The sequence below is a fragment of the Lutimonas halocynthiae genome (assembly GCF_030409835.1).
In the GTDB taxonomy this organism is placed as follows: domain Bacteria; phylum Bacteroidota; class Bacteroidia; order Flavobacteriales; family Flavobacteriaceae; genus Lutimonas; species Lutimonas halocynthiae.
In genome coordinates this window covers 238,629-251,417 of record NZ_JAUFQO010000004.1, presented here as the reverse complement: position 1 = coordinate 251,417, position 12,789 = coordinate 238,629, and the positions used below count along the sequence as shown (strand labels likewise).

13 protein-coding genes are annotated in these 12,789 nt (G+C 36.3%); 12 read left to right on the top strand and 1 reads right to left on the bottom strand.

The window, feature by feature from the left end:
* Positions 1–5: 5 nt before the first annotated feature.
* On the bottom strand, positions 6–440 hold the full coding sequence (locus tag QWY87_RS06910; RefSeq protein WP_290289767.1) for a DUF4890 domain-containing protein: 435 nt from the start codon (positions 438–440) through the stop codon (positions 6–8).
* 198 nt (positions 441–638) lie between these two features.
* Here QWY87_RS06910 and QWY87_RS06905 point away from each other — a divergent pair, with 198 nt between their 5' ends.
* The 12 genes from QWY87_RS06905 to QWY87_RS06850 all read left to right on the top strand — a co-directional run bounded on the left by QWY87_RS06905 (position 639) and on the right by QWY87_RS06850 (position 12,758).
* Positions 639–2,237, top strand: coding sequence for a sulfatase family protein (locus tag QWY87_RS06905; RefSeq protein ID WP_290289766.1), 1,599 nt, complete (start codon positions 639–641; stop codon positions 2,235–2,237).
* A gap of 161 nt (positions 2,238–2,398) precedes the next feature.
* The gene (locus QWY87_RS06900; protein ID WP_290289764.1) at positions 2,399–3,262 is read left to right on the top strand and encodes a helix-turn-helix transcriptional regulator; all 864 of its coding nucleotides are present in this window, start codon (positions 2,399–2,401) and stop codon (positions 3,260–3,262) included.
* Positions 3,263–3,327: 65 nt separating this feature from the next.
* The gene (locus QWY87_RS06895; protein ID WP_290289762.1) at positions 3,328–3,972 is read left to right on the top strand and encodes a hypothetical protein; all 645 of its coding nucleotides are present in this window, start codon (positions 3,328–3,330) and stop codon (positions 3,970–3,972) included.
* Between the two features lie 162 nt (positions 3,973–4,134).
* The gene (locus QWY87_RS06890; protein WP_290289760.1) at positions 4,135–4,719 is read left to right on the top strand and encodes a DUF7486 family protein; all 585 of its coding nucleotides are present in this window, start codon (positions 4,135–4,137) and stop codon (positions 4,717–4,719) included.
* Positions 4,720–4,750: 31 nt separating this feature from the next.
* Complete coding sequence (locus QWY87_RS06885) at positions 4,751–5,377, top strand: class I SAM-dependent methyltransferase (protein WP_290289758.1); 627 nt, start codon at positions 4,751–4,753, stop codon at positions 5,375–5,377.
* A gap of 13 nt (positions 5,378–5,390) precedes the next feature.
* Positions 5,391–6,092: a GW dipeptide domain-containing protein gene (locus tag QWY87_RS06880; RefSeq protein WP_290289756.1), complete on the top strand. Its 702-nt coding sequence runs from the start codon at positions 5,391–5,393 to the stop codon at positions 6,090–6,092.
* An 88-nt stretch (positions 6,093–6,180) separates the two neighbouring features.
* Positions 6,181–7,698 carry a TolB family protein gene (locus tag QWY87_RS06875; RefSeq protein WP_290289754.1) on the top strand — a complete coding sequence of 506 codons (1,518 nt, stop codon included), beginning with the start codon at positions 6,181–6,183 and terminating at the stop codon, positions 7,696–7,698.
* A 27-nt stretch (positions 7,699–7,725) separates the two neighbouring features.
* Complete coding sequence (locus tag QWY87_RS06870; RefSeq protein WP_290289752.1) at positions 7,726–8,589, top strand: alpha/beta hydrolase; 864 nt, start codon at positions 7,726–7,728, stop codon at positions 8,587–8,589.
* A gap of 225 nt (positions 8,590–8,814) precedes the next feature.
* A complete protein-coding gene (locus QWY87_RS06865) occupies positions 8,815–9,582 on the top strand; it encodes an outer membrane lipoprotein-sorting protein (RefSeq protein WP_290289750.1) in 768 nt (255 codons plus the stop codon).
* Between the two features lie 15 nt (positions 9,583–9,597).
* Positions 9,598–10,821: an ABC transporter permease gene (locus tag QWY87_RS06860; RefSeq protein WP_290289748.1), complete on the top strand. Its 1,224-nt coding sequence runs from the start codon at positions 9,598–9,600 to the stop codon at positions 10,819–10,821.
* A gap of 2 nt (positions 10,822–10,823) precedes the next feature.
* A complete protein-coding gene (locus tag QWY87_RS06855; RefSeq protein ID WP_290289746.1) occupies positions 10,824–12,050 on the top strand; it encodes an ABC transporter permease in 1,227 nt (408 codons plus the stop codon).
* A 21-nt stretch (positions 12,051–12,071) separates the two neighbouring features.
* Complete coding sequence (locus QWY87_RS06850) at positions 12,072–12,758, top strand: ABC transporter ATP-binding protein (RefSeq protein ID WP_290289744.1); 687 nt, start codon at positions 12,072–12,074, stop codon at positions 12,756–12,758.
* The last annotated feature ends 31 nt before the right edge of the window (positions 12,759–12,789 follow it).

The window sequence follows — 12,789 nt, the reverse complement described above, 5'->3', positions numbered from 1 at the left end:
TTTTTTTAACCCTTTTGGCCTTTCTTTTGCCCTTGGGTCCCTTTATTTTTTGATCTATAATTCATTCTTCTGGATGATTCCTTCCATGTCTCATATTGTTCCTTATTCAAGATCTTTTTAATTTCCGCCTGATGTGCTATTTTGGTATCCAGGGCTTTATTCATCAAATCAAACTTTTGATCAGAGGTCATTTCCTCTTTGTTAAGTGATTTATGCGCCTCCCTAGTAGTCATTTTCTCCTGAATCCATGTTTTATTTAAAGTAAGAATCTGACTTTGCTGTGATTCGTTGAGGTCAAGAGCGAGTGCCATTTTTTTTGTTTTAAGAATAGCTTGTTGCTCAGGAGTGAAATCTGTATCAAATTTCATTTTTCTTTTTTCATTTTGACCCACAGCGATTACTGTTGTAGCCAATAGGAATACTAATAATAATTTTTTCATGATTTTATAATTTTCTATACTTATAAGACATGAACAATAGAAATAGGTTTAAACGGCAAACTTTAAAATTATGTTAAAACTAAAGATGCTTTTTTATTATGTGACAATTAGATTTCTATATCTTTGATTCAATCAGATCATGTTGCCTTTACAAATGCATCACTTCTTCAACCTGAAAATTAATTTAATTCGATCCTTATGAGGGGTACAATCACATTCCTGTTGGCCATACTATTATTGAATTCCTGTTCTGAAAAACAGAAGGAAGTGGCGAAAAGACCAAATATTTTATTCATCATGTCTGATGATCATGCCTATCAGGCTATCAGCGCTTATAGCGACAAATTGATTGAGACGCCAAATATTGATAGAATCGCAGATGAAGGGTTGCTTTTTAGTAATGCCTGTGTGTCCAATTCTATTTGTGCTCCTGCCAGAGCAACAATCCTGACAGGGAAGCATACCCATCTCAACGGAAAAATTGATAATAAAATGCCTTTTGATACCACACAGGTAACCTTTCCTCAATTGTTTCAACAAGCCGGGTATCAAACTGCTATGTTCGGAAAATTACATTTTGGAAACAGCCCGAAGGGGGTGGATGAATATATGATTCTTCCGGGCCAAGGACATTATATCAATCCGGATTTTATAACCCCACGAGGCGATACAACTATTACGGGTTATGTGACAGACATCATCACAGATTTAACCTTGGGTTGGCTCAAAGAAAAAAGAGACAAGGAAAAACCTTTTATGATGATGTACCTTCATAAAGCGCCTCACAGACCATGGTGGCCAAGTCCTGATAAGTTTGCAGAATTCAGTAAAAAAACTTTTCCTGAACCTGAGTCTTTATTTGATGATTATAAGAATCGGGGAACCGCTGCAAAAACAGCAGAAATGAATCTTTACAATCATATGATGTACAATCATGATAGTAAGGTCAGACCAGAGACTATAGCTTCGATGAATGGGGTAGTGCCCCAGGTAGTTGAATATAATAATGGTTTTTATGGGCCTTATGATCGAGCTAATGCAGCACAAAAGGCGAAATATGATGTTGTCCTTGACAGTATTAATGAAGATTTTAAAAATCATTGGCCATTGATGAACGCCAAAGAAAAAATGCGATGGAAATACCAGCGCTATATGCAGGATTACCTCGGAACAATTTCATCTGTAGATGATAATGTAGGCAGGGTACTTGATTATCTTGACGAAAGCGGCCTTGCTGAAAATACCATTGTGGTGTATACCTCAGATCAAGGCTTTTATTTGGGAGAACACGGATGGTTTGACAAGCGATTTGTCTATGATGAATCCTTTAAAACACCCTTGTTAATCAGATGGCCCAATGAAATAAAACCAGGCACAACGAATGATGAAATGGTTCAAAATCTTGATTTTGCACAAACTTTTTTAGACGCTGCCGGCATTACTGCACCGCAAGACATGCAAGGAGAAAGTTTGGTGCCACTTATGAAAGGAGATACTGCTTCATGGTCTCGAGAGGCGGTTTATTATCATTATTATGAATATCCTTCGGTTCATATGGTCAAAAGACATTATGCCATCGTAACCAAAGAATTTAAGTTGGTACATTTTTACTATGATGTGGATGAATGGGAATTATATGACAGGCTTAAGGATCCTCAGGAAATGAACAATGTTTATACAGATCCTGCTTATGCTGATGTTGTAGCTGATCTTCATGTAAAACTGGATGAATTAAGAATTCATTATAAAGACTCTCCGGAACTGGATCAGAAATTTATTGATATGTATCAAAATTGACAGGTCATTTCAATGCGAATAATAACGAAAACGAGGAATTATTCGAATAGGGTCAAAGATTAAATAATTGTTAATTTTAATAATTTTAGGACTTCAGACTGTAACCAAAGCTGGATTATTACGTCTTTTTAGTATAGAGACTAAGTAAACCATCTTATTACATGATCCTAGAACACAAATCCCTTGAATTATTTGGCAAGCACTTGTTTGAAAAAGCGGTTGTAAGGCCACCTTTAAGATTGCCGAATCCGATGGAGAATGAAGCCTGCTTCATTTTTGTAATTGAAGGCTCTGGTTCTGTACTATCATCTACTGAAATGGTAAAATTGAATTCTCAGGAAGCCGTTTTGTTAAAATGCGGTAACTATCTGGGAAAAATACATGTGACCGAACAGGATTCGAATTATCACACTATGGTGATTCATTTACTACCCGAAGTTTTAAAACAAATTTATCAAAATGAGATTCCTTCGTTTTTAAAAGTTGAAGAGAATGAAAAAGTTACAACTGAACTGCCATTGATCAAAGGCAATACACTGCTTATAAAGTATATTGACAGTATTTTGTTTTATTTCGAAAACCCATCTCTTGCTACTGAAGAGTTATTGGTATTAAAGATCAAGGAACTTTTTATGTTGCTAATGCATACAAAGAATGCACCCGATGTCAAGAGAATCTTATCTCAATTGTTCTCCCCGCAGACCTATTCTATTCGTGAAGTAGTCGATGCACATTTATATGATGACATTAGTGTAACAGATCTTGCACTTTTAAGTAATCATAGCTTGTCGAGTTTTAAGAGAAAGTTTAAAGAGATATATAAAGAAAGTACGGCAAGTTATTTGAAAAAGAAAAAATTAGAAAAAGCTGCAGGTTTGTTGCTTGGCTCTTCGAAGAATGTGAGTAAAATCGCATATGACTCTGGTTTTAATGATTTGGCCCATTTTTCAAGAAGTTTTAAAAATAAATACGGGATTTCCCCATCAGAATATAGAATGAACCAATCGGTCAAGGAATTGACCTAATTATCAAAAGTGTCTAGTGAATAAAACAAGAAATTTGTTTCATGATACCCCCTAAATATGAAACGATGAAAACATTAAAAAAAATGAAAACCTATTTACCTCTCTGGTTGATATTACTGCTAGTGACACAGTTGTCAGCTCAGCAGGTCATTGAAGGTGAAAAAATGAAATTTTTCGAAAATAAAGTAATTGTTAACAATACGCCTCAAGAAGTTTGGAAAGCCTTAGTTGCCTACGGAAATGTGAGTACTTTTCATTCAACCATTGATGAATCTATTGTATTGAATGGCACTGCAGAAGAAGCGATGTTAGGCGCTGAAAGAGAGATTCAGATTCCTGATGGGATCAATAACATCATTAATAAGGAAAAAATTATTAAGATCATCGAAGGTATTTATTATACTTATGATGTCTATGAATCCGAAAATTTCCCCATTAAAAAAATGCAGGTAACCTATGGTGTGAGATTAGACCATCATGGCAGAACGGTGTTGTTTAGTAAAACCTACTTTAAATTTAACAATGCTTTGGCAAATGGGCTTTTAAAAAAGAAGCTAGACAGAGCGAATAAAGATAGCTTGTTGGCTTATAAGAATTATATTGAGAACGGTGAGAAGAATACCGAAATCAAAGAATTGAGAAAAAGATATGACGAGAAAGACCATTCTGGTGACTTCGATTATTTGGTTTCACATCACATTATTAATTAGAATCTAACTAAATATTTAAATATAAAACTCCAACTATGTTGGAGTTTTTTTTTGAAAGAAGCTTACTTCAATAGTGTTTTAATCGACTATAAAAACTAACCAAAGTCATAGTAAACTGAAATTTTCATGCTTACATTTGTCTTAACTTTTAACAAAAATATCATGAAAAAAGCTCGGTATTTTTATTTGACTTTAATGTTGTTGGGAATTGCGTTTTCAACCAGATCTCAAAATCAGGATGCCATTACAGATACTACAGAAAACATAGCGCAAGATGTTATATGGCATGTTAAGGCACTTCATCCTGAAGGTTATACTATGGATGTAAAAGCAATAGATGAGCAGCATAACCAGTATGATATAAAAGCCATAGAGAATTCAGATCAACGCTATATCATGGATGTTAAAGCTTTTGTTGGAAAAGAAATTTTCCCGGTTAAAGTAATGGTGAGCGAAGAAGAATACAAACCTGTCGTAGCTATTGTTGGACAAGGTAAAACGTATGATTTAGTCGCTATTGATAAAAACGGTAAATACCTGAAGGTAAAGGGAGTAAGGAAGACAGGTTATATTATTCATATTAAAGCTGTTGGAGAAAATGGTGTGCTCTATGGTGTAAAGTCTATTTCCAAAAAAGGGAAATTAAATGATGTGAAGGGTATAAAAATGTATGACAAAAGGCTTGAGATAACCATGGAAGGCTTAGAAGTACATGCGCATGTTGTAGCCTTGCCTCAAGTTCAATAGTTGTTTTATAATAATCAAAAAACCGGTTCAAATGAATGAATTCCTGACCAAGAAAAATTACTGGGATACTATTTATCAAGAAAAACCTACGATAGAACTAGGGTGGTTTCAAGAGGTGCCTGCCATGTCATTGGATTTGATCAAGTCATCCGGTATCAAAATAGACGCAAAAATTATTGATATCGGCGGGGGAGATAGCTTATTGGTTGACCATCTTCTTGAACTGGGATATTTAAATATCACCGTACTGGATTTATCTAAAAGTGCCATTGAAAGAGCTAAAAGTAGGTTGGGATCAAAAGGATCTAATGTGAATTGGATCTGTTCAGATATTCGTGATTTTAATACAGATGAAAAGTTTGATCTATGGCATGATAGGGCTTGTTTTCATTTTCTAATTGACAATGCGGATATTCAAATTTACGCTTCAAAACTCAATCAGTTTCTCGCTGAAAAAGGAACCGTGGTTTTAGGAACATTTTCAAAAACCGGACCAAAAAAATGCAGCGGTTTGCCCATTAAGCAATATGACAGTAAAACCATAACTCAAATATTCACCCAAGACTTTCATCTTGAAAAAAACATGGAAGCAACACATATTACACCCTCTTTGGCAAGGCAGAATTATGTATTTTGTCGCTTGAAAAGAATAACTTAATAAATCTAAAATTATGAGAATTACAATAGTAGTATTCTGTCTAACCATTTTGATGTCATGTGACAATAAAAAGAAAGACTATGCGCCGTTAGAAAAAACAATTAATCAAAGTGAGGTCACTATAAATGAAGTGCTGCAAACAGGGGCGTACACCTATTTATTAGTGCAGGAAGGCCAACAAGAGTATTGGATGGCAGTTCAAAAATATGATGCAAAAGTTGGAGAGAAAATCTATTTTGTTGAGGCGATGGAAATGAGCAATTTTGAAAGTAAAGAATTGAACAGAGTTTTTGACAAGATCTTTTTCGTAGATCAAATCAGTAAAACGCCAATCGATGCAGAAACCCTCAAAGCTGAACTAATCGATAAGAAGCAAAAAAAGATGGAGCATTTGTTAGATAGTATAAAAATCAAACCAGTAGCTGGAGGACAAAGTATAGGAGAACTCTACAGTAATGCGGAGAAATTCAAAGAAAAAACTGTGACTATAAGAGGTCAAGTCGTAAAAGTCAATATGGATATTATGGACCGTAATTGGGTACACCTGGTTGACGGAACCAAGGGCGATGATAGATCTGACCTTACCTTCACGACCAAGGAATTGGTAAAAGTAGGGGATACCGTTGTGTTTAAAGGGATACTTGCCCTTGATAGAGAATTTGGAGCAGGTTATGTATATCCATTAATTGTTGAGGAAGCAGTTTTAATTCAATAGCATTAATATTGAGAGGTTTGTATATTTTTTTCTACTTTTAGTTATCTTAAAAAAAGTAAATTGATACATTCACTTCAAAATATTTATCATGAAAATAAAAACCTGTCAAATCTATTCTTTATTACTGCTTTTTATGGTCTTTCAATATAATATGTTGGCCCAAAATAACCCAATCGGTGTTTTTGATGATCATCAAGACATTGGAGCTGTTAAACATGAGGGTAATGTATCTTATCACAGTGATGATCAGGAATATTTAATTGAAGGCTCTGGAGCCAATATGTGGTTTGGTGATGACCAATTTCAATTTCTTTGGAAGAGTATACAAGGAGATTTTATCCTAAGGGCCAAAGTGAGCTTTGTAGGCGAGGGTGTTGATCCGCATAGAAAGTTAGGCTGGATGGTAAGAAATAATTTCCATGCTGATTCTGAACACATCAATGCCTCGATGCATGGAGATGGTTTGGTCTCACTTCAGTATAGAAAACAAAGAGGCGGAGACACTGAAGAAACCGTGTCAACTGATAGTTTGCCTGACATCATTCAACTTGAAAGGCGGGGGAATTCTTTTATTATGGGGACAGCTAAAATGGGGCAGCCTTTGCATAAGGTTACCGTGGAAAACCTTGATTTAAATAATGAATTATTTATAGGACTTTATGTTTGTTCTCACAATGCAGATGTTGTTGAGAAAGCTATTTTCAGCAATGTGAGAATCATCAAACCCTTTGATGATTCCAAAGAGCAATATGAAAATTATATTGGCAGTAGAATGGAAGTTTTAGATGTGGAGAATCTTGAAAGAAAAGTTCTTTTTTCTTCAGATCATTCAATTCAGGCGCCTAATTGGACAACTGATGGGAAGGCATTGATTTATAATTCAAATGGATATTTATATCGATATGATTTGGCAAGTCAAAAGACAACGATGCTGAATACTGGTTTCGCCAATAGAAATAATAATGACCATGTACTTTCATTCGATGGGAAGCAAATGGCAATTAGCCATCATGACGATGATGATAATGGTGATTCAGCTATTTATACCCTTCCGGTTGAAGGCAGTGATGCGCCAGTTCGCGTTACAAAGACAGGATTAGGAGCTTCCTACCTTCATGGATGGTCAACCGATGCCAAGACGTTATTATTTACAGGTAATCGAAACGGACAGTATGATATTTATAGTGTTGACATCGCTACTGGAGAAGAAACACAACTAACTGATACCCCAGGCTTAGATGATGGCCCTGAATTTGACCCTGCCGGAAAATATATTTATTTCAATTCGAACAGAACCGGAACGATGCAGCTTTTCAGGATGCTACCAGATGGAAGCAAAGTTGAACAATTGACTTTTGATGAACTTAATGATTGGTTTCCACATATTTCTCCTGATGGAAAAAAGATATTATTTGTAACATTCGGAACTGATGTAGATTCAGGCGATCACCCGTTTTACAAGCATGTATACCTGAGGATGATGTCTGTTGATGGCGGGGAGCCTAAAATATTAGGTTACCTTTATGGAGGCCAAGGAACTATTAATGTTCCGAGTTGGTCACCTGACAGTAAAAAAGTAGCGTTTATTAGTAATACTGATAAATAGATAAACATCGTTTTAATTTAGTAAGTCATGAAGAATAGTATCGCATTTCTATTGTTTTTTTTTACAGCGTATTCCGGTTATTGTCAGCATGGAAAAGTGTTTGATGACTTGACTATGAAAAGTGAAATTTTGAACGCTGATCGTAAGTTTGCCATTTATTTACCTCCTGATTATGAATCTTCGTCAAGAAGCTATCCCGTACTTTATTTATTGCATGGATCAGGAGATGATCAAACTGGTTGGGTTCAATTTGGAGAGGTACTTCGCATAACTGATAAGGCAATTAAATCAGGAAAAGCAACACCCATGATCATTGTTATGCCCGATGCTCATACCGGCCAAAGAGGTTATAATAATGATATTAACGGAGAATGGAATTATGAAGACTTCTTTTTTGAAGAGCTCATGCCTCATGTAGAAAAGCAATACCGTATTAAGAAAGAAAAAAGATTCAGAGCAATTTCAGGCCTATCTATGGGTGGAGGAGGTTCATTTATTTATGCTTTGCACCATCCTGAATTATTTTCTTCAGCGGCACCCCTGAGCGCTTATGTAGGGCCTTTAACTATAGAAGATTTAAAAGGAAATATCGAGGCAAACTCAAAAGCAACCTATTCAGATGAAGTATTACAAAATTATTTTGCTCAATACAATGCCGTTGAATTGGTTAAAAACATGCCTAAGGATAAGGTTTCATCGGTGAGATGGTATATTGATTGTGGTGATGATGATTTCCTTTTTGAAGGGAATAGTTTGGTGCATATTGAAATGAAAAAGAGAGAAATACCACATGAATATCGCGTTAGAGACGGAGCTCATAATTGGACTTATTGGAGAGAATCTCTTCCGAAAGTTTTAGAATTTATCTCTCAGGCTTTTCATCAATATTAATATTTTTTTCCGAAGGGTTCGCAGCTGAAGGCTTCACTCGCGAAGGGTTCGGAAGTGAGGTGATCGGAAGTGAGGTGATCGGAGGTGAGGTGATCAGTTGCGATCACCTCGCAAGAGAAACCGTCAATCTTCAGATTTTTATCGTAGGGTTTAAAGAGTGATTTCCCTAGGAATTAGTTCATTAAATCTTTATTTTTATACTTCATTATCTCAAGAAAGTTATCTATGAAGTTTACATCGCTTTCACTTACAATAGCCCTCTTCTCTATTTTTGTTCAACATATTCAAGTACTTAACTCACAGGAACTTTCCGCTATTGAAATTGTTCAAATGGCCGATGAGAAGGTAAGGGGTAAAACCAATCATTCTATCTTAGAAATGCAGATCATTAGGCCTACCTGGAACCGAACCATCTCAATGAAAAGCTGGTCAAACGGACTGGATTATTCAATGACCTATATCACCGCTCCTGCAAAAGATAAGGGGCAGGTTTTTATGAAAAGGGAGACTGAAATGTGGAATTGGATGCCGAGCATTGGTCGCATGATCAAAATTCCGGCCTCTATGATGTCTCAGGGTTGGATGGGCTCCGATTATACAAATGATGATATCCTCAAGGAAAGTTCAATCGTAAGAGATTACAATCATAGTATCGATAAAGAAGAGACAGTAGAAGGACTATTGTGTTATAAGATACAGATGATCCCCAAAGAAGAAGCTGCAGTTATCTGGGCCAAGGTGTATAAATGGATCACCAAGGATGAATTCATTCAGATAAAATCAGAATATTATGATGAGGATGATGATTTGGTCAAAAGCGATTTCGGTTATGAATTTAAAAAAATGGATGGCAGGCTGATCCCAACGAGAATAGAAATTGTTCCGGCGGATGGAGAAGGGAAAAAGACAGTTATCTTCTTGAAGGAAGTACAGTTTGATATTGAGTTACCAACATCCTATTTTTCGCAGCAGAATATGAAGCGAATTAGGTAAACGAATTAATTTGTAATGAATACGATTCTTAAAATAGCCTGGAGGAATATCTGGAGAAACAAGAGAAGGACAATGATTACTGTTGCTTCGATCATGTTCGCTTTGTTCTTTGCCATTATTATGAGGGGCTTTCAAAAGGGGTCATATGCCAAGATGAAGACCAATGCTGTTGAATCATATTCAGGATATCTTCAGGTACAAAACAAAGACTATTGGGATGATAAAACCATCAATAATACCATGGCAATTGATCAGGCTGTAGTTGATGATTTATCAAGTGATGAGCGTATATATGCAATTATCCCCAGGCTTGAATCTTTTGCTTTGGCTTCATCAGGTGAATCCACAAAGGGAGTAGCGGTAATGGGTATCGATCCTGATAAAGAAGACAAGATGACGAAGGTCAAGTCTTTTTTAGAGGAAGGAGAATTCATTAATGAAAACGATAAGAGCATACTTATTGCAGCTGGATTAGCCAGTTTTTTAGGAGTTGGAGTTAACGATACCTTGGTTTTGTTTTCGTCGGGTTATCACGGCGCGACAGCGGCGGGTTTGTATCCGATCAAAGGAATTTTAAAACTTCCCACTCCAGAAATGAACAGAAGTACGGTCTATTTGGCTGTAAAAGAAGCACAAGAACTATTTTCAGCCTATGACCGGTATACTGCTTTAGTCTTTGATTTAAAAGACATGGACCAGACTCCTGCAGTCGAAAAATATGTGAAACAGAAAATAGATCCTGATCAATACCAGGTTTTAGGTTGGGAGCTAATGAATAAAGAATTGATTCAAATGATTGAAACTGATAATGCCGGTGGCGTAATCATGATAGCAATTTTATATATGGTCATTGCTTTTGGCATTTTTGGAACAGTACTCATGATGACCAATGAAAGAATGCGAGAATTTTCAGTCATGGTTGCCATTGGAATGCAAAAAGCGCAACTGGCCAAAGTTGTTATTGTAGAATTATTTATTCTAACGGCCATGGCCGTGGCGGCTGGAATTATGATTAGTCTTCCGGTGATGTTATATTTTTATTATAACCCTATAGAATTTTCTGGAGACGCGGTTGAAGTGATGCAGGATTTTAATTTTGAACCCGTCATGCCTATGAGTATGGAGCCGAATATTTTTGTTTTTCAGGGAATTGCAATAAGTATTCTTAGTTTGATCGCTATGTCGTATCCTACCATTAAGATATTGAATTTAGAAGTTGTTAAAGGCTTAAGAACATAATTATGGTATTAATCAAGATAGCCTGGAGAAGTTTATGGCGCAGCAAGATGAGAAGTGCTGTGGTCATTTTCGCTATTGCCTCGGGTCTGGTTGGAGGTTTGTTTTCAAGTGCCTGGATGAATGGGATGGCACAACAGCGTGTAAAGAACACTTTTGCTTATGAGATAGGACATGTCCAATTACATAATCCTGTTTATGATGAAAACACTGATGTCAAAAAAACCATAAAAAACACAGCAGAAAAATTAAAGTATCTACAAGAGACAAAGGATGTTGTTGGCGTAACCGAGAGAATTCTTGTAACAGGTATGTCTGCAACAGCTAATAAGAATATGGGTGTTAATATTATTGGAGTAGATCCAATACAAGAAAAGCAAGTTTTTGAAATTTATAAAAAGATTGACACAGCTTCAGGTGATTTTTTTGAGGCCAAAAAGAAAAATTCTATAGTGATTTCCAGAGCCCTTGCGGATGAACTTAAAGCGCGATTAAAGTCAAAAATCGTACTTACTTTTCAAGATTATAACGGGGAGATTACAGGAGCAGCTTTTAAAGTGGTAGGTATATATAGAACCGATAATAATCCATGGGATAAAATGCATGTTTTTGTAAAAAATGATGATCTACGAAGGGTTCTTGCTTTGCCTAAAGATGAAGCACATGAAATTGTACTCTTGTTAAATGATTTCGAAAAAGCCGAGTTGCTGGCGGCTGAAATACAAAACAAATTTCCTGATGAAAAGGTAGAAGACTGGGCAGAGGTTTCGCCATACTTAAGCCTGATGTCAGGTTATATGGACACTATGATGGGCTTATTTATGATCATTATTCTGGGGGCCTTAGGATTTGGGATTGTGAATACCATGCTCATGGTTGTTTTAGAACGAACAAAAGAATTAGGGATGCTAATGGCCATTGGGATGAATAAAAGAAGGGTGTTTTTTATGATCATGCTGGAGACACTTTTTTTAGCACTCGTTGGCGCTGTATTTGGAGAAATCTTGAGTGTGTTGTTGATCAATTATTTCAATACGGCAGGAATAGATTTGTCTTCTTATGCAGAAGGAATGGAAAGTGTGGGTTATGCTGCAATCACCTATCCTATGTTGGAAGGATACAGGTATATTCAGATCACAGTTTTGGTCATTTTTACAGGTATCATAGCATCAATTTATCCAGCGTTAAAAGCATTAAAATTACATCCGGCAGAGGCGATAAGGTCCATTTAATTAATCAGGAAATTAAATATTATGAGCATCATTCAGATCAACAATTTAACGAAAACCTATCACGATACCGAAGTGCCGGTTTATGCCGTCAATGGTATTGATCTCAGTTTTGAGGAAGGCGAGTTTGCTGCTATAGTTGGCCCTTCAGGCTGTGGAAAGACAACCTTGATGAACATGATTGGAGGGCTGGAGGTTCCTAGTTCAGGAAATGTAGTTGTTGACGGAAGTGTGATGTCAGAGCTTTCATCGAATAATCTGATCGATTTTAGATTAAGAAACATAGGATTTGTTTTTCAGGCCTATAATTTGATTCCGGTTTTAAGTGCCAAAGAAAATGTAGAATTTATCATGCAGTTGCAAAACTGGGATAAAAAGAAAATGGATGCCAGAACGATTTCACTATTGGAATCTGTAGGATTGGGTGATAAATTACACAGTAAACCCAACCAACTTTCAGGAGGTCAGCAGCAACGTGTTGCGGTGGCCAGAGCATTAGCCTCAAAACCAAAATTTATTTTGGCAGATGAACCCACAGCAAACCTCGATTCAACGGCAACAAACCAGCTGTTAGATATCATGGAACAATTGAATAAAGATGAGCATATTACTTTTATTTTTGCAACTCACGACCAAAGGGTAATGGATAAGGCAAGAAGGGTGGTGAGTCTTGATGATGGCAAGGTCATTTCAGATGTTGTAAAACCCTGATTTATTTTCATAAATCCTGATTATTTAAGCG